At 36.9% G+C, this 18,711-nt stretch carries 19 protein-coding genes; 2 read left to right on the forward strand and 17 right to left on the reverse strand.

What is annotated here, in order from left to right; genetic code table 11:
- Positions 1-33 precede the first annotated feature (33 nt).
- Entirely contained in the window at positions 34-2,721 is a 2,688-nt protein-coding gene (locus K5S59_RS26300) for a PBP1A family penicillin-binding protein (protein ID WP_001283123.1), read from the forward strand.
- A gap of 23 nt (positions 2,722-2,744) precedes the next feature.
- Here K5S59_RS26300 and K5S59_RS26305 read toward each other — a convergent pair whose 3' ends face one another.
- The 10 genes from K5S59_RS26305 to panB form a co-directional block, all read right to left on the reverse strand.
- Positions 2,745-3,263: a YpoC family protein gene (locus K5S59_RS26305; RefSeq protein ID WP_000442663.1), complete on the reverse strand. Its 519-nt coding sequence runs from the start codon at positions 3,261-3,263 to the stop codon at positions 2,745-2,747.
- Positions 3,264-3,266: 3 nt separating this feature from the next.
- Positions 3,267-3,914 carry an endonuclease III gene (gene nth, locus K5S59_RS26310; RefSeq protein WP_000933021.1) on the reverse strand — a complete coding sequence of 216 codons (648 nt, stop codon included), beginning with the start codon at positions 3,912-3,914 and terminating at the stop codon, positions 3,267-3,269.
- A gap of 15 nt (positions 3,915-3,929) precedes the next feature.
- Positions 3,930-4,637 (reverse strand): DNA replication protein DnaD, encoded by a 708-nt coding sequence (gene dnaD, locus K5S59_RS26315; RefSeq protein ID WP_000728533.1) that lies wholly within the window; start codon positions 4,635-4,637, stop codon positions 3,930-3,932.
- Between the two features lie 121 nt (positions 4,638-4,758).
- Positions 4,759-5,946 carry an aspartate transaminase AspB gene (gene aspB, locus K5S59_RS26320; protein ID WP_000761547.1) on the reverse strand — a complete coding sequence of 396 codons (1,188 nt, stop codon included), beginning with the start codon at positions 5,944-5,946 and terminating at the stop codon, positions 4,759-4,761.
- A gap of 18 nt (positions 5,947-5,964) precedes the next feature.
- Positions 5,965-6,468 (reverse strand): cell wall elongation regulator TseB-like domain-containing protein, encoded by a 504-nt coding sequence (locus K5S59_RS26325; RefSeq protein ID WP_000758747.1) that lies wholly within the window; start codon positions 6,466-6,468, stop codon positions 5,965-5,967.
- 7 nt (positions 6,469-6,475) lie between these two features.
- A complete protein-coding gene (locus K5S59_RS26330) occupies positions 6,476-6,646 on the reverse strand; it encodes a YpmA family protein (protein ID WP_000358355.1) in 171 nt (56 codons plus the stop codon).
- 250 nt (positions 6,647-6,896) lie between these two features.
- Positions 6,897-9,701, reverse strand: coding sequence for an ATP-dependent DNA helicase DinG (gene dinG, locus K5S59_RS26335; protein ID WP_120449759.1), 2,805 nt, complete (start codon positions 9,699-9,701; stop codon positions 6,897-6,899).
- Between the two features lie 128 nt (positions 9,702-9,829).
- Positions 9,830-10,213 (reverse strand): aspartate 1-decarboxylase, encoded by a 384-nt coding sequence (gene panD / locus K5S59_RS26340; RefSeq protein WP_000490176.1) that lies wholly within the window; start codon positions 10,211-10,213, stop codon positions 9,830-9,832.
- 12 nt (positions 10,214-10,225) lie between these two features.
- Entirely contained in the window at positions 10,226-11,074 is an 849-nt protein-coding gene (gene panC / locus K5S59_RS26345) for a pantoate--beta-alanine ligase (RefSeq protein WP_120449757.1), read from the reverse strand.
- Entirely contained in the window at positions 11,074-11,910 is an 837-nt protein-coding gene (panB, locus tag K5S59_RS26350) for a 3-methyl-2-oxobutanoate hydroxymethyltransferase (protein WP_000853116.1), read from the reverse strand. The genes panC and panB overlap by 1 nt, the downstream gene beginning before the upstream one ends.
- Positions 11,911-12,319: 409 nt before the next feature.
- Here panB and K5S59_RS26355 point away from each other — a divergent pair, with 409 nt between their 5' ends.
- Positions 12,320-12,709 carry a cupredoxin domain-containing protein gene (locus K5S59_RS26355; RefSeq protein ID WP_000062353.1) on the forward strand — a complete coding sequence of 130 codons (390 nt, stop codon included), beginning with the start codon at positions 12,320-12,322 and terminating at the stop codon, positions 12,707-12,709.
- 26 nt (positions 12,710-12,735) lie between these two features.
- On the opposite strand, the gene K5S59_RS26360 is transcribed toward K5S59_RS26355, so the two are convergent.
- The 7 genes from K5S59_RS26360 to K5S59_RS26390 are packed head-to-tail and all read right to left on the reverse strand — an operon-like array spanning position 12,736 to position 18,290.
- The gene (locus K5S59_RS26360) at positions 12,736-13,716 is read right to left on the reverse strand and encodes a biotin--[acetyl-CoA-carboxylase] ligase (RefSeq protein ID WP_001192030.1); all 981 of its coding nucleotides are present in this window, start codon (positions 13,714-13,716) and stop codon (positions 12,736-12,738) included.
- Positions 13,701-14,894 (reverse strand): CCA tRNA nucleotidyltransferase, encoded by a 1,194-nt coding sequence (locus tag K5S59_RS26365; protein ID WP_000819497.1) that lies wholly within the window; start codon positions 14,892-14,894, stop codon positions 13,701-13,703. The genes K5S59_RS26360 and K5S59_RS26365 overlap by 16 nt, the downstream gene beginning before the upstream one ends.
- A complete protein-coding gene (gene bshA, locus K5S59_RS26370; protein ID WP_000768294.1) occupies positions 14,881-16,026 on the reverse strand; it encodes an N-acetyl-alpha-D-glucosaminyl L-malate synthase BshA in 1,146 nt (381 codons plus the stop codon). Before bshA ends, K5S59_RS26365 begins: the two co-directional genes overlap by 14 nt.
- Positions 16,023-16,727: a bacillithiol biosynthesis deacetylase BshB1 gene (bshB1, locus tag K5S59_RS26375; RefSeq protein WP_000015663.1), complete on the reverse strand. Its 705-nt coding sequence runs from the start codon at positions 16,725-16,727 to the stop codon at positions 16,023-16,025. The genes bshA and bshB1 overlap by 4 nt, the downstream gene beginning before the upstream one ends.
- 11 nt (positions 16,728-16,738) lie before the next feature.
- Positions 16,739-17,134, reverse strand: coding sequence for a methylglyoxal synthase (locus K5S59_RS26380; protein ID WP_000684763.1), 396 nt, complete (start codon positions 17,132-17,134; stop codon positions 16,739-16,741).
- A 14-nt stretch (positions 17,135-17,148) separates the two neighbouring features.
- On the reverse strand, positions 17,149-17,949 hold the full coding sequence (gene dapB / locus K5S59_RS26385) for a dihydrodipicolinate reductase (protein WP_097843360.1): 801 nt from the start codon (positions 17,947-17,949) through the stop codon (positions 17,149-17,151).
- Positions 17,949-18,290 carry a nucleotide pyrophosphohydrolase gene (locus K5S59_RS26390; RefSeq protein ID WP_002108639.1) on the reverse strand — a complete coding sequence of 114 codons (342 nt, stop codon included), beginning with the start codon at positions 18,288-18,290 and terminating at the stop codon, positions 17,949-17,951. Before K5S59_RS26390 ends, dapB begins: the two co-directional genes overlap by 1 nt.
- Between the last annotated feature and the right edge of the window lie 421 nt (positions 18,291-18,711).

Genomic DNA, 18,711 nt, shown 5'->3' on the forward strand with positions numbered 1-18,711 from the left:
TGGGGGAGAGAATGAAAGGTAGGAGAAAGTATAATGTCAGATAATTATCGTTCTCGTACAGAACGAAATCATGTAAAAAATCAAAAGCAAGAAACAAATAAAGAGAAAAAACCAAAGAAAAAAGGCTCCTTTTTTAAAAAATTCCTTATAGGTTGTCTACTTCTTGGTATCGTTGGTCTTGTAGCTAGCGTTTCCGCTTTCTTTGTTATGGTGAAGGACGCTCCAAAATTAGACAAATCAAAACTGGTCAATCCTTTATCAACAAAGTTTCTTGATAAAAATGGGAACTTTTTCTATGAATACGGTGCTGAAAAACGAACCCACGTTACGTATGATCAAATTCCAAAGGTAGTTGAAAATGCATTCCTTGCAACTGAGGATTCACGTTTCTATGATCATAATGGAATTGATTTTAAACGAACGACAAAAGCAGTTATGGAAAATGTCACTGGAGGATTCGGATCTCAAGGTGGTAGTACGATTACACAACAAGTAGTCAAAAACTATTTTCTAACGATGGACAAAACTGCAAAGAGAAAAGTACAAGAATGGTACCTATCTTACAAATTAGAGCAACAATACTCTAAACATGAGATCTTAGAAATGTACTTAAATAAGATTAACTTAGGTAACCGTTCGTACGGTATTGCAACAGCAGCCAAAAAATATTATGACAAAGATTTAAAAGACTTACAGTTACATGAAGCTGCAATGCTTGCAGGTTTACCCCAAGGTCCTAATATTTATGATCCAACAAAAAAAGACAACGTTGAACGAGCTACACAACGTCGTAACGTCGTATTATCATTAATGAATCGACATGGTTATATAACAAAAGATGAAATGAATAACGCAATGAAAATCCCTGTAACTGAGGGTCTTCAACCGTCTTCAGAAGTAACTGAGATGAAGTATCAAGCATTTTTAGATGCTGTTGTAAAAGAAGTTGAAAAAGAATATCCCGATATAAATATCGGTTCAGATGGTTTAACGATCCATACAACACTTGATCAAGATGCTCAAGATTACGCAGACAAGATTATGGATGGCAATCTTATTAAGTATCCGAACGATCAATTCCAAGGATCATTCGTATTTATGGATACACAGTCTGGAGAAGTTCGAGCAATTGGAGCTGGGCGTAAAGAAAGTAAATCTACTTTCAAAGGTCATAATATGGCTATTGATTTAAAACGCCAAGTTGGTTCAACAATGAAACCAATTTTCGACTACGGTCCAGCAATTGAGAATTTACAATGGTCTACATACCATCAATTAAATGACTCAGAATATACGTATTCCAATGGTAAAAAAATACGAAATGCAACAAATAGTTACAAAGGTGACGTTTCACTACGTGAAGCTTTGAAAAAATCATTAAACATTCCTGCTTTAAAGACAGCCCAAGCGGTTGGTCTTCCTAAGTCACAAGCGTTTGCTGAAGGTTTGGGTATGACATTTAAAGACGGAAAAACGTATGAATCAACAGCTATCGGTAGTAACGATAGTTCTCCTTTACAATTAGCAGGAGCATATGCCGCATTTGGTAATGACGGTGTCTATAATAAGCCTCACTTCGTAAAAGAAGTCATCTTCCCAGACGGGAAAAAGAAAAACTTTAAACCGAAAGAAGAACGCGCAATGCACGACTATACAGCTTACATGGTGACTGACGTTCTTCGTGACGTAGTAAGACCTGGTTCTGGTGGTACAGGTCCAACAGCATACGTTTCAGGTATAGACGTAGCAGGTAAAACAGGAACACAAAACTTTGATGAAGACGTTATTAAAAAATATGGCATCCCAGCTGATGCAAACAGAGATAGCTGGTTCGCTGGATATTCACCGCAATATACAATGGCGGTGTGGACTGGTTACGAAAAAGATGGCCCAGAAAATTACATTGGCGATCGCTCTACTAGAATTGCGCAACAAATGTTCCAAGTAATGATGAGCAAATTCGCTACAGATAAATCTCGTTTCGAACGCCCTTCTTCTGTACAAGAGCTAAATGAAGAATTGTACGTAAAAGGTGCTAAGAAAGATGCAGTTAAACAAATTAAAGTAGACGCACCTAGTGGTCTTAATGTCACTTTCGATGGTGCTAGCACAGTTACACTAAACTGGTCTGGACCAGCAGAAGTTGATGCGTATGCAGCAAGCTATAAAGCGACTGACGGTTCAAGTGGTAGCCTATCAATAAGTGGTACGCAAGCTACTCTTGGTGGTATTAAACCAGGCGTTACTTACAGCTTCTCTGTAGTAGCGAAAAAAGGTACTGGAACAAGCCCTGCAGTTGGTGCATCCTTCACTGCACCTGGCGGAACTCCGGACCCAAAGAAAGCTGAAGAAGAGGCTAAGAAGAAGGCTGACGAAGAAGCTAAGAAAAAAGCTGATGAGGAAGCTAAGAAAAAAGCTAATGAAGATAAACTAAAACAAGAAGAAGCTCAGAAAAAGGCTGCTGAAGAACAGCGTAAACAACAAGAGCAACAACAGCAACAAGAACAACAACGTAAACAACAAGAAGAAGCTCAGAAAAAAGCTGCTGAAGAAGAAGCCGCTAGAAAGAAAGCCGAAGAAGAAGCTGCTAGAAAGAAAGCTGAAGAAGAGGCTGCTAGAAAAAAAGCTGAAGAAGAACAACACAAGCAACAAGAACAACAACAAAATACCGGAGGAGATACACCTCACGCAGACGGAAATGTTGTTACAACAGAGTCTTAATACAAAAAAAGAAGTCCTTTCTCTTAACGAGAAAAGGACTTCTTTTTTGTTATCATTTTCTTTACGTATAGCTTTTCTATTTCAATATACAACTGCGCTAACTGAATATAGGAATGATAATTATTCGGTTTCTTTATAATGAACGAATATCGCTCCATAAAATTAACTGGTTGTACTTCTAAATTACTCGTATAAGCTTTCAGTTCATTCAAACTATGAACAGGTTGCTCATTTAGCCAATATACAATCGATAACAAATGTGCCGCAAAAAGAATCATTGGACCTTCGACTTCTTGCTTATTTCTGTTTCGAAATAGTGTAGCAATGTCTTCATACTTACTTTTCCACACTTTTAACAGTACAGGAATACTATTTTCAATTTCACTCCACGGCTCATATTGTCTTTCCATGTCATATATAAAGTAAGTATTTTGTATGATTTCTTCAAAAGATTGTTCTGTATGATACGCAATCGAATCTATACTTTCTTTAAAAAATGGTAAGCACCGAAATTCTTTCGGTATTTCTATAACTCGCTCCATCCTTTATTTCCCCTTCATTCGCTTCTTTCCTTCACGACATACTTCTAGTAAAGGGCACTCTTCACATTGTGGTCGCTGTGCTTTACAGTGATAACGTCCAAAGAAAATCATACGGTGATGTGTAACACTCCATTCATCCATCGGAATTTTCTTCATTAATGTCTTTTCTACTTCTAACACCGAATCTTTCCATCTACAAATCGCTAACCGTTTACTCACTCTCTCTACATGCGTATCAACAGCAATTGCGGGAATGCCATACGCTACCGAAACAACTACATTTGCTGTTTTTCTCCCTACTCCTGGTAACTTCGTCAGCTCGTCACGATCTTCTGGAACTTTTCCATCATAATCATCCAGCAACATTCGGCACAATTTTTGAATGTTTTTTGCTTTATTTCTATACAACCCAATAGAACGTATATCTTGTTGTAACTCTTCTAGGGAAACACTTAAATAATCTTCTGGTGTTTTATATTTTTGAAATAAATTTTTCGTCACTTTATTTACAAGTGCATCTGTACATTGTGCAGATAATGCCACCGCAATTACTAATTCAAACGGATTATCATGAATTAATTCACAATGTGCTTCTGGATACATATCCGCCATTGTATCTAAGCAATAGCGAATTTGCGTTTTATTTAACATATACTTCCTCCTACATTACTGCTCCAACCAATTATAAAAAGGCACTTTCCCAGTAAATTTCGTCTCTTGTTTTGTCGTTTGCTGCGTTCGTTGTTGATTTTCTCTAAATTTTCGTCCTTGGTTTTGGGCTTGATCTACTGTTTTAATACCATTCTTTTTCCACTCAAATAAAATACGATCAATATATCGGAAATTAAGCTTACCACTCATTACAGCTTCCCTGAGGGCCGCTTGAATTAAATTCGGATGATGTTGATCTTGATCTTCCCACATACCCAACGTTTCACATTCAAACGGAGAAAGTGGTCTTCCAAATTCTTTTTCAAATACTGTATATAAATTTACTTGCAGTTGTTTTATTTCTTTTTGTTCTTCCTCTACTGATTCATTCATTAAGAAATGCAATATTTTTTCCCATAGCGGTTGTAAAGAATAGCTTTCACACATCATTGCTTCTGATTTTTGTCCACCTTCTAGTGATAAAAAACCTTTTTGAATCAATGCCTGAATGACTTCCATACATTTCATTTCAGTAATCGTCATCCGTTCTGAAATCTCTGACGGAGTCGGAAACGAATTACCCGATTCTAAAAAGGTGTGTACATGAAGTACAACCATAAATTCCATTTCATTTAACCCTAATTTTTTATAATGCATCATAAGTAATTTTGGAATTGCAATGCTTCCCTGCTCAAACCACTGTAACATCATTTTCTTTTTCATCACCAAACACCTCGCTCTCTAGTATAACACACCTTTCACTATTTCTTTTTGCCACAATTCGTCAAAAAAACCTTCCTATTATGTAGGAAGGTTTTTTGTATTGCGTTAATAAAATATACAATTAAGCTTGCACTTTACTTTTCATAAACGTATGAATGCGTTCTAATGCTTTCTCTACTTGTTCAAGAGAAGTCGCATATGATAAACGAACGTTATTTGGAGCACCAAATCCTGTACCTGGTACAAGAGCTACTTTTTCCTCTTCTAATAGAGCTTTTGCCCAATCATCAACATTTTCGTATCCTGATAAAGCTACAGCTTCTTTTACATTAGGGAATAAGTAAAATGCACCTTGTGGTTTAATGCAAGTAAAGCCAGGGATTTGAATTAATTTATCATAAATAATGTTTAATCTCTCTTCAAATGCTTGACGCATTGTTTCTACAGGTTGCTGTGAGCCTGCATATGCCGCTATTGCGCCGTATTGAGCGATTGAAGTAGGGTTTGACGTACTATGACTCGCTAAGTTCGTCATCGCTTTAATAAGCTGCTTATTTCCTGCTGCATATCCAATACGCCATCCTGTCATAGAATGAGATTTAGATACACCATTAATAATAAGTGTTTGTTCTTTTAATGCATTAGAAAGCTGGGCAACTGAAGTATATTCTGCTCCACCATAAATTAACTTTTCATAAATTTCATCTGAAACGATTAAGATATCATGCTCTAAACATACTTCTCCAAGCTGTTGTAATTCCTCTTTGCTGTAAATCATTCCTGTTGGATTGCTCGGTGAATTAATAATAACTGCTTTCGTTTTCTCTGTAATTGCCTCACGCAGCTGCTTCGCTGTAATTTTGTATTCATTGTCTTCCAGACCTTCTACATAAACTGGCTTACCACCAGCAAGCTTTACTTGTTCAGGATAACTTACCCAGTAAGGCGTTGGGATAATTACTTCATCTCCTTCATCAAGTAATACTTGGAATAATGTATATAATGCATGCTTTGCACCGTTACATACAATAATTTCAGATGGATCATACGCAATTCCTTGATCACGTGTAAACTTTTTCACAATTTCTTGTTTTAACGCTTGTAATCCACCTGTTGGTGTATACTTCGTATGTCCTTCTAACATCGCTTTATGTGCAGCATCCATAATATGTTCTGGCGTATTAAAGTCAGGTTCTCCCGCCCCTAATCCAATTACATCATGACCTTCTGCTTTTAATGCTTGTGCCTTTGCTGTAATTTCTAAAGTTGCAGATGGTGTTAAAGCAGCTACTCGCTTTGCTAATTTCATTTGTAGTTCCCCCTACATCTATTTTTCAATGCTATATCGTTTTAAAAACTGACCATCTTGAAATGCAAGATTGTAGTAACTATAACGATTGTCATCATCAATATATGTAACTTCCCATAGTGGTATATTGTTTTCAACGCCTAATTTTACTTTTAAAATTTCTTTAGGCTTACTCTTGGGCTCCTTACTGTCATCTCCGACTTGTTCAATCGTTCTTTGTAAAGCATCTTTTTCAGAAATACCTTCGCTCTTTTTCCTTACTATAGTTTCCCCTTTTTTCTCAGGCACCCAAACGATAAGTTGTTCTCCTTTTTCATCTGTACCTTGTACGACTGTATATGAAGATTCTCCGTTATAATAATCAACAGATTTTACCTTTGTAAGCTTTGCCTTTTCTTTCGCAATTTCTACAGATTTTGCCTCTTTAGGGATTTTCTTTTCCATTGCTTTATTATAAACATACGCCCCATATATTCCGCTAGCAACGATTACGATAACGATTGCAAAGATCCACTTTTTCATTGTATCACTACGTTCTGTAAATCGTAAATACAGCTGTTTCTTTATCTTTTTCGTCTAATGCTAATCCGAACATGAGGTCCTGCTCTTTTAACGTACGATTCAAACTATCAACGATTTTATACAAGTCAGACGAATAATTAAGACGCGTCGTTGATAGGACTTCGATTTTCTTATCCATGAAAAAACTCCTCCGTTACACAAAAATTTCTAATTATAGAAGAACGCAATGCGGTTACAATAAGAGTACATTCTTTACAACCCCTGCTTCATCACCCATCTATTATAGCAGGACATGTACTGCAAAAAAAGGTTTCAAGTCGAAAACCAATACATTTTGTATACAAGAAGTAAGAAAAATAAAATTCCTCCTACCCACATTTTTTACGCCTGAAGTTTAAATGTACTTCAGGCGTATTTTTCTTCCAATTTTATTCAGTTGGTCGTTCTTTTAATTGTTCTAACAATTCTTCTAAAGGGCCTTCATAAAGCGGGACAGTTGGGATTGATTGTAAAAAACGTTTCCCATAAGAAGCGCTTGTCAAACGACGATCTAGTACAAATACCGTTCCGGTATCTGTACTTGTTCTAATCAGGCGACCAAATCCTTGTTTGAAACGCAAGATTGCTTGCGGGAGTGCTAACTTAGCGAATACGTCTTCTCCTTGATTTTTTAACCACTCTCCTTTTGCTTCCATCATCGGTTGATGAGGAGGTGTAAAGGGAAGCCGGACAATAACAAGACAACTAAGGGCATCTCCAGGTATATCTATCCCTTCCCAAAAACTACTTGTTCCTAACAAAATCGATTTGTCTAACTCTTGAAATTTACGAATGAGACGACTTCGGCTCTTATTATTCACACTTTGCGTTAATAATAAATAACCTTCTAATTCCTCATCATTTTTCAAATTCGCATACGCTTCTTTCAACATTTCATACGAAGTGAATAAAACGAGCATTCTACCTTTTGTAGCTTTCGCTATTTTTGCAATATGTGCCGACACAGATTCAATATATTCTTCATTACTTGCTTGCTTAATAAACGGCACATCTGTTGAAACCATTAATTTCATCTGTTCTTCAAAACGGAATGGTGACGGGACCTGTAATGTATTTGGAGCAAAATCATGTAAACCTAGCTCCTCTTTTATATAGTCAAATGAATCATTTACTGTTAACGTTGCTGATGTAAAAATAACACTCTTTTTTTGTGTTAAAAATTCATCCGCAAATCTTTCACCAATATGAACAGGCTGTGCATATAAAACCGTTGAATGAATTGTTCCCTTTGTTTCAGTCTCCATCCATGTCACGTATGAATTTTTTTCTAAAATGAGTAATTGTAAAGATTGTTCCATCTTTCTCAACAACTCAATTAAATGCATAAATTCACCTGTAACAACATGCATCTCCCATTCTAATTTACTTTGCAATATGTCAACTTGCTTCTCAAGTGTAGTCAACAATTTTCTTACATCATATACAAAACGATTTGTTAACTCGGTAATACTATCCCATAACTTACCTTTCTCTACTTCCGTGTTATATCGATAAATGAGTGGCATATTGCTTATCCCTTGTTCCTGCTTTGTTTGCTTAAAGATAAAAGCACGTAACATTTGGAATAGCTCATCTGCATCAAATTTCAATTCCTTCAAACTATGACTCACCATACGGAAAGTTGAACGAGAGGCTTGCTCTGATTTTTTCATCATTTTATATACTTTAGAAAGTACATCATCTGTTTCTAGCGTACCAAGTCGAGATAAAACTAGCTGGAAGTACATACAGGAGAACTGTTCACCTAATGTTCTACTCGCCGCTTCCTCGATATGATGAGCTTCATCAAAAATAATATGTTCACATGAAGCAAAAAGTGGTTCTTCACTTGAAAAATCTTGAAATAATAACGCATGATTTGTAATAACGATATCTGCAAATAATGCTTTATTCTTTGCTCTTTGATAAAAACAACGACTATACCAGTTACTTTGCATTCCGCCTGGACTATGTACATCACTACAAATACGGTTCCAAAGTAACTTTCCGCCCTCAGGAATATTTAACTCATCCCGATCACCAGTTTCTGTTTGCAATAACCACACTAAAATTTTTGCCTTTGTGAGCGCCATATCATAATTTTTCTCTTCCTCTTGCAAAGCATATTCAAATTTATGTAGACAAAGATAATGCTTTCTTCCTTTCAAAAGAGCTACTTCAAATGAAAATGGCATTATTTTCTGTAATAATGGAATTTCTTTTTCTAATATTTGTTGTTGCAATTGTACTGTGTGGGTACTAATGATGACAGGTTCTTCTTTTTTCGTTGCAAAATAAATACTTGGAAGTAAATATGCAAGAGTCTTTCCTGTTCCTGTTCCTGCTTCAATTAGTGAAAATCTAGAATCTCTTAGTGCTGTATATATTTCCTTCATCATAATCTGTTGGCTTTCTCTTTTTTCAAACTTTGGCATATTCAATTCAAGTTTATCAATTGTCTTATGCAAAAAAGCATCAAATTTAGATGAACATGTTTCACTGAGATTTAAAGAATAATTCCGTTTTCGAAGTGCAATATTTCGATACACTTCATACCCCTCAGCCGCTTTTTTACCATGCATCATTTTCTTTAAAATATTTTCAGAAAGTACATCCGCTATATCACTTTGAAAAACATCACTTAATTCATAGAGCGATTGCAAGGTGACAAGTGGTAACTTTTCAATTTCATTTAAAAATTGTAAAAACAATTCCGCTGTTGCAAGAGCATCACTATCCGCACGATGCGGTTGATCGTGCTCTAGTTCATGTTGTTTCGCTAAATCACGTAATTTATAACTATCAGCCGTCGGCAAAAGAATTTGCGCCAACTCAACTGTATCAACTTTTGAACAATGTACTTCTGTATATCCAGCCTGCCTTAATTCTTCCGTTAAAAAATTCCAATCAAAGTGAACGTTATGTGCAACGAAAGCTGCACCTTGTAATAGCTCAACAACCATCGGGGCTACATCTTGAAATAACGGGGCTTGCTTAACCATACTCTCATCAATCCCTGTTAGTTCTGTAATAAATGGCGGAATCTCTCTCTTCGGATTAATAAAAGATGAGAAAATCTCTAATATCTCTCCATCTTCCACTACAACAGCTGCAATTTGGGTAATTTTATCCTTCCCATCCTTCCAGGAGTTCCCTGTCGTCTCTAAATCCACAACGACATAACGCTTACTCATATATGTAACACCTCAATTTCTTACCTATCAAACGCAAAATTATATAATGTTACTATACCACGTTTTATCTCATCTTAATGAAAAGATGCACAAAAAAGCTATCTCCGTAATAGAGATAGCCTTCTTACTTATAATATCGTACCCGCTTTTTCAGCACCTAACATTTCAATAATTTGATTATCATCGTCTAATACTGCAATTTTCGGCTCTTGTTTATGAATATTTTCTTCTGCCACTAAACCGTAGCAAATAATAATAACTTTATCCCCTGGCTGTACAAGCCTTGCAGCTGCACCATTTAAACAAACAACACCGCTACCACGTTCGCCCTTAATAACATATGTCTCTAATCGAGCACCATTATTATTATTTACGATTTGTACTTTTTCATTTTCTACAATATTTACTGCATCCATTAAATCTTCATCAATTGTAATACTACCTACATAGTTTAAATTTGCTTCTGTTACTGTTGCGCGATGTAACTTCGCTCTCATCATTGTGCGAAACATAGTTGCTCCCCCTTATTTAACCGTTACTGTTATATTGTCAATTAATCGTACATTCTTGAATTTAACTGCAATTGCTAAAATGATTCGTCCTTCAATTTTATCCATTACTTGTAGTGAAGGATAAGCATATAAATCAGCATAATCTACAGTACCTTTCGTATACGTCTCAATATACTCTTTCACAAGAGTTGTAATAATTTCTGCATTTCGTTCGCCTGCTTCAATTTTTTCTTTTGCTATACATAGACTGCGGTATAATTGAGGAGCCTCTTCACGCTCTTCTTGTGATAAATACACGTTACGAGAACTTTTCGCTAATCCATCTTCTTCCCTGACAATATCCACTGGTACGATCGTAACCGGAATATTAAAATCAGCGACAAATCCCTCAATGACAGCAACTTGCTGTGCATCTTTCATACCGAAATAAGCACGCGTTGGCAATGTAATATTAAACAGTTTCATTAGTACAGTCGCAACTCCAGCAAAATGACCAGGTCTTTGTTTGCCACATAATACATCGGTACGCTTCACAACTGCTACTGTTGTCGTTTGTTCTGCTGGATACATTTCTTCTACACTCGGATAAAATAAATAATCTACACCGTTTTCTTTTGCTACATTTTCATCTCGATCAATATCACGAGGGTATCGATCTAAATCTTCATTCGGTCCAAACTGTAGCGGATTGACAAATACGCTTAAAACTACAATTTCATTTTCTTCTCTTGCTCTACGTAATAAAGTCGCATGACCTTCATGTAAATAACCCATCGTTGGAACAAAACCAATACTCTTTCCACTTGTACGAAGGTCGTTTGTAATTTGCTGCATCTCTTGCACTGTAGTTACGATTTTCATTATTGTTTTCCTCCGTATAACGCTAAGCATTCTTCCTCTTTCATTGTGAATGAATGTTTTTCTTCTGGAAATTGCCCTGTCTTTACTTCAGTAACGTATTGTGAAATCCCTCGCACAATCTCCTCTTGAACAGATGTATATTGTTTCACGAATTTCGGAACACGATTTACGCCGTATGAGATAAGATCATGATAAACAAGTACTTGCCCATCTACTTTTTTCCCTGCTCCAATTCCAATCGTTGGAATTGTTAGTTGCTTCGAAATTAATTCTGCTAACTGCATTGGCACACATTCTAGCACAAGCGCTATCGCACCAGCTTCCTCACATCTCTTCGCATCTTCTATTAATTTTTTTGCACTTTCAGCATCTTTTCCTTGTACTTTATACCCACCTAGTACTCCTACAGATTGTGGAGTTAAGCCTAAGTGCGCCACGACAGGAATTCCCGCGTTCGTCAAGTAATGAATCGTTGATACTACTTCCCCTGCACCTTCTACCTTCAGTGCATGAGCACCACTCTCCTGAACAATGCGGCGTGCATTCACCATCGTATCTTGAGGCGACACATGATACGACATAAATGGCATATCAGTTACAATAAACGTCTCTTTCGCTCCTCGGCGTACAGCTTTCGTATGATGAATCATATCCTCTACTGTTACAGGTACTGTTGAATCGTATCCGAGCACCACCATCCCAAGAGAATCTCCAACTAGAATCATATCAACTTCAGCTTCTTCTGCTAATTTAGCAGATGGATAATCATACGCCGTTAGCATCGTAATCGGCTCACCTTGCTCTTTCATCTTCAAAAAATCTGTTTTTGTTTTCAAAAACTACTCCTCCTTTATGCAGGAGAGAGGAGATGGCCGAAATCATATAAAAACCCCTCTGGCCATAAAAGGGCAGAAGGGTTGTGTGTTAGTCGGCATTATTCATCCCTCTGTCCCAGTCCATTATTGGATCAAGGCAGAATCCAAGTTATTATTTTTTCGGATTGCTTCGAATCATGGTGCAGTTCGCTCTGATACTGCCCACATTCGAACTAATTATAGCAAACTCCAAAAAGGAATTACTACATTTTTTTGAAAAAATAAATTTTAATTCCATTATGGTATGTGAAATTTTTACACATCACTCTATTATAGAAAGACAAATAGCTTAATTTACATGCATAGTATAACTCTTCAAATAATGATGCAGGTTAATGGAGGAAACATACTTATAAAAGGAGAATTGCGAATGTCTATGAACAAATGGTTATTTCGACTTACCGGTTTTCTTATGATAATTGTAGGGATGATAACGTTTAGCTCCTTCCATGTATTTGCTTCAGTTAACGTCGTGACACAACCTATCGATTCAACGAAAGTAATTGAGGTTGAACTGAATGATGATTACTTTAACCCTAATGTCATCACGATTCCAATTGAAGAGTCAACAACATTGTTATTAAAAAACAAAGGTAAAAATGAGCACACCTTTACAGTGAAAAAACTTGGCATTGACGTCGTAGTCGAGTCAGGAAAAGAGAGAAATATTACCGTGAAACCTAAAAATACTGGTACATATGAATTAATATGCCGGTACCATCTTCTTAAAGGAATGGAAGGCAAAGTAATAGTCAAATAAAAAGAAGTTCCAAAAAGGAACTTCTTTTACTTAATTTCGATATCCGCAGAATGAATGTGATGTACTTTCCCTTCATGATCCTCCAGAAGCAATACACCATCCTCTGTAATTCCTTTTGCTACCCCTATAATTGTCTCTCTCATCGTTCGAGCAGTAATTTCTTTCCCGATGCTAACAGCGTAACTTTCCCAAAGAATTTTAATAACAGAGAAACCATTTTGTAAATACTCTTCATATAATTTTTCTAGTTGTAAAAAGATTTGTTGCATAAGCTCTGCACGAACAATTGGCTTACCGGACTCAATCGCTAAAGAAGTAGCAATATGCTGAATTTCCTCATCAAAATGTTCTTGCTTTTGATTCGCATTAATACCAATACCCATAATGACAGCATTAATTTTATCAGGATCCGCCTGCATTTCTGTTAATATACCTACAGCCTTTTTACCTTGAATTAAAATATCATTTGGCCATTTTATTCCTACGTTTACACCCGTGCACTTTTCAATTGCTTGTGCAACGCTAACAGCCGCTAACAAAGTAAGTTGTGGTGCATGATGAACCGGGATTGATGGACGTAAAATAATACTCATCCAAATTCCTGTTCCTTTTGGTGAATACCATTTCCTGCTTAAACGACCTCTGCCCGACGTTTGTTCTTCTGCCACAACAATGGTTCCTTCTTCTGCGCCTTCATAAGCAAGTTTTGCTGCAATATGCTGCGTAGATTCAACAGATTCTTCAAAATATACCGTTCTACCAATATGTTTCGTTTGTAACCCTAACTGAATTTCATTAGCAGTTACTTTGTCTGGCTTGCCCGCAATGCGATAACCTAATCGACGCACAGCTTCAAGTTCATATCCCTCATTCCGAAGGTCCTCCATATGTTTCCACACAGCGGTTCTTGAACAACCAAGTTTATCACTAATCGTTTGGCCAGATACAAACGCGCCATCCGCTTCCGAAAAAACTTGCAATAACTGCTTTCTTATAGTAGATTGCATTCTTGCAGCCACTCCCTTATACACTCTTTCTCATTAACTACGTTTCCTTGTACGATTGCTTCCTCAATTTTTTGAATCATTTCAGCAACCCACGGACCGGGCTTTTTATTTGCCCAGTTTAATAAATCATTCCCAGTCACATTCATTTCTTGGCGACTCTTGATTGGCAATATTTCAAATAACGTTTGTACTCGTTTAACAGATGTATGATCATAGCTTTCAATCATCGCTTCATATACTCTTTCGGCCATTTCAGCGATATGAAGTCCCGTTTTATAAAGAAGGACTGTATCCCAATCCTTCTCCTTTCTCGTACGAATTGTTAATAAAACTGCGACGATATCTTTTATTTTTTTATTCGAAAACTTCCATTGACGTAAAAAGACAGATGGATGCTCTTCTCCAATACAATATAAGAAGAATGCCCATGCCTCAATGTCCGTTTCAAAAGAATCCCAGTTATACTGCGTAGCTTTTAATAATCTCTCTTCTGACATTTGTAAATATGGCAAATGAGAAAATAGCTTCGTTTCTACTAATTCTTGCAAGCCCTTCACGCAATATGTACCAGTTAACAGTTTCTCAAATTCCACTGTAATTCGCTCAATTGCAATATGTTCCAGTAAATGTCCATATGTTTCAATTGCTTGTTTCGTTTTCATTTCTAAAGAAAAACCTAACGTACTTACGAAACGAATACCACGCATCATTCGCAGGGCGTCTTCTTGAAAACGATCCGCAGCATTTCCAACTGTCACAATTTCTCTCTTTTGAATCGCTTCCTGTCCAGCAAATAAATCAACCATTTCGCCTTCTTCTGTCATCGCAATTGCATTCATTGTGAAATCACGACGTTTTAAATCCTCTTCTAATGAACGAACAAATTGAACACTACTAGGTCTTCGAAAATCTTCATATTCGCTCTCTGTTCGAAAGGTGGTTACCTCATAAGGTTCACCATTTTCTACCACAATTACAGTTCCATGCTCAAGACCAACAGGAACATGTCTTGGAAATATAGCCATCACTTCTTCTGGTAAAGCAGATGTTGCGATATCAATATCTCCAATCGGTCTATCGATAATAAGATCTCGTACGCTTCCACCGACAAAGTAGGCCTCATGTCCTTGTTGCTTTAAAGTCTCAATAATAGAACTAGCTTTTTTAAATCTTTTCATTTTTGTCATCCCTTAGTACATCATAATAAATCGTTTCATATTGTGAGACGATTTTTTCAGAGCGGAACTGCTCGTAAACACTTGCTCTTGCTCGCTCTCCCATATTACGGTGAAGTTCTTCATCCTTTAATAGCTGAATGGCTTGATTTGCCACTCCTGCTGGATCGCCAACTTCACATAAATATCCTGTTTCACCATGTTGAATGACTTCTGGAATACCTCCAACCCTTGTTCCGATACAAGGTACACCACACGCCATCGCTTCTAATAAAACAAGACCAAAACTCTCCTTCTCTGATAGAAGTAACATTAAATCACTCATCGCAAGTAGCTCTGCAACATTATCTTGCTTTCCTAAGAATAAGACGCGATCTTCAATATGTAGATTTTTCACTAACTGTAAAATCGTGCAAAATTCTGGTCCATCTCCTACAAGAAGTAACTTCGCATCTACTTCTGTAACAATTTTAGCAAATGCCTGAACAACATCTTGCACGCGTTTCACTTTACGGAAATTTGAAATGTGAATGAGTATCTTTTCACTCTCACTTATACCGTATTCTTTCTTTAATTGAGACATATCACGCTTGAAATATACACGTTCGTCTATAAAGTTATATACCGTTTCAATGTCTTTATTTGGTTTTACTAGCTCATGCGTTTCGTTAATTAATGAATGCGAGACAGCCGTCACAACATCAGATTGCTCAATACCAAAACGAATTAAATTATTTAACGAAGGGTCGGAACCTAACACGGTAATATCTGTTCCATGCAAGGTTGTAACAATTTTAATTCGCTCTCCAATCATTTGTTTTGCTAAATAAGCACAAATTGCATGTGGTATTGCGTAATGCACATGTAAAATGTCTAAGTTTTCTCTTTGTGCAACTTCTGCCATTTTACTCGCTAACGCTAAATCGTATGGTGGATATTGAAATACAGAGTATTGATTTACCGTCACTTCATGAAAATAAATGTTTGGATACACTTTATTTAACCGGAATGGTAAACCCGATGTAATAAAATGAATTTCATGCCCGCGTTCCGCTAATTGCTTTCCTAATTCTGTTCCAACAACCCCAGAACCACCTACAGAAGGATAACATGTAATACCTATTTTTAATTTCATTTACATCCCCCTATTAAATCAGCATGTAATAAAACCGGTTTCTTACTCATAAATCCCTCGGCATATAAAACTCCAACTTCTTTTCCAAACATTTTCTCTCGAGCGACCACAGTTTCAACATAACCTTCTGTTAACGGCGTTTTCACACCATCACTCCCTGTTGAAAACTGACTTTCATACGCTTCTAATGCTTTCACTTTTATAGAAAGGTACTCACTTATATCTATACAAAAATTCGGTTTATGAAAACCATTAATCATATAATGATAAAAAGACTCCACACGATGTGGTGGAACCTCTGGCATATATTTACGAATTCCCGCTGAAAAAATAGCTTCTTCCACAAGTTTTGCACAATTTGCATGATCTGGATGACGATCTTCATAATACGGTGCAAAAACTAGTTTTGGTTTATATGTACGAATCACCTTTACAATTTCACGTATATACTCTTCTTTCATATACAAACCACGGTCTGGCATCGCTAAATTCAGTCTCGTTTTTACTCCCATTATACGAGCTGCCGCCTTTGCTTCTTCTTTTCTCAACTCTATTGTTCCATTAGAAGAAAGATCAGCTTCTGTTAAATCACAAATACCTACTTCATACCCTTGCTTCGTATATTTAGCAATGGTACCAGCCATGCCGATTTCAACATCATCGGCATGAGCACCAAACGCTAATATATGTAATCCACTCATAATTGTTCCCCTCATTTTCTTAACTTGCGGTAATCTAAATCTCCTCGCTCTAATGCGTGCATTAACATTTCAGCACTTGCCATATTCGTTGCAAGTGGAATCGCATATACATCACATAGACGGAGCAATGCATTTACATCTGGTTCATGCGGCTGAGCAGTTAGTGGATCCCGGAAAAAAATCACCATATCCATATCATTTTTTGCAATCATTGCACCAATTTCTTGATCGCCACCAAGAGGACCCGATTGAAATCTTGTTACAACTAAACCAGTCGCTTCCATAATACGAAGTCCTGTCGTTCCCGTTGCAAATAATTCATGTTGTTCAAAAATTGGTTTATATGCGTATGCAAACGAAACCATGTCATTTTTCTTTTTGTCATGTGCGATTAAGGCAATTTTCATCCGTTGTCTCCCCTTTAGTCGATAATATTTTCTAAACCGTACACAAGATGATCTAGATTCATTACTGTATCAATTGATAGTTTTACACCCGACATAAATGATGCACGATTGAATGAATCATGGCGAACCGTTAACATTTGTCCATCTCCACCAAACATTACTTCTTGGTGTGCAATAAGTCCTGGTAAACGTACACTATGAATGTGAATGCCGTCTACATTTGCACCACGAGCACCTTCTAGTTGCTCTACTTCATTCGGATGACCTTGCTGCTTTGATTCACGGTTTTGACGAATTAATTCTACTGTTTTTACAGCTGTACCAGATGGCGCATCTAATTTTTGATCATGATGCAATTCAATTACTTCAACATCTTGGAAGTACTTCGCTGCCATTTGTGAGAATTTCATCATAAGAACTGCACCAATTGCAAAGTTTGGAGCGATAATAGTTCCTACTGCTTTTTCTTTCGCCTTCTCTGTTAATTGCTTTAGTTCTTCTTCTGTAAATCCAGTTGTACCAATAACAGAACGAAGTCCACGCTCAACTGCAAGTGTAACGTGTTGTTTTCCAACTTCTGGCGTTGTTAAATCTAACAACACATCTGCTTCTACTTCCTCTAAACAAGTATGTAAATCTGCGTAAATAGGTGCATTTAGCGCTGGCATGCCCGGTAAATCAGAGATTTTCTCTCCGCCATGCTTATAATCCACTGCTGCTACTAAATTAAAATGCTCCGTTCTTTCCATAAGAAGGACTGCCTCATGTCCCATACGTCCTCTTGGTCCAGCGATAATTACTTTAATTTCTTTCATTATTCTTTCTCTCCCTCATCAATACGTGTCCAGCGATCTTTATCACGTGTATTAAATTTATTCATTACAATGTTATGCGCTGTTTCTAAATCAATATTTAAACTATTTGCCATACAAATCATAACAAATAATACATCTCCAAGCTCTTCTTCAATACTACGTTCTTTTTCAGTTGTTTTCTTCGGTTTCTCACCATAATAATGATTAACCTCTCTTGCAAGCTCCCCCATTTCTTCCGTTAAACGAGCCATCATTGCAAGTGGACTGAAATAACCTTCTTTAAACTGACCAATATATGCATCTACTTCTTTCTGCATATCCTTCATCGTTTTCGCTTCCATACAACTCACCTCTAATCCTTCCTCTTTCATGTTAGCCAATTCATCGCGATTTGACAAATATTATTCCCTGCCAAACACCTATTTGCGACCCTTTTTGGGATAGACTATAATAAAGTGAAACTTTCTTTTGTGATTTTTGCAAAAGATTAGTTGAACCAATCGGGTTCTTACGGCTGGTTTGTCCTGCTTCAGAGCTTTATCTCCTACCAGCCGTTGGAACGGGGTAAAGTGAAACTTTCTTTTGTGATTTTTGCAAAAGATTAGTTGAACCAATCGGGTTCTTACGGCTGGTTTGTCCTGCTTCAGAGCTTTATCCCCTACCAGCCGTTGGAACGGGGTAAAGTGAAACTTTCTTTTGTGATTTTTGCAAAAGATCAGCCTAAACCAATCGGGTTCTTACGGCTGGTTTGTCCTGCTTCAG

The organism is Bacillus sp. BML-BC051 (assembly GCF_019656175.1).
In the GTDB taxonomy this organism is placed as follows: Bacteria; Bacillota; Bacilli; order Bacillales; family Bacillaceae_G; genus Bacillus_A; species Bacillus_A mobilis.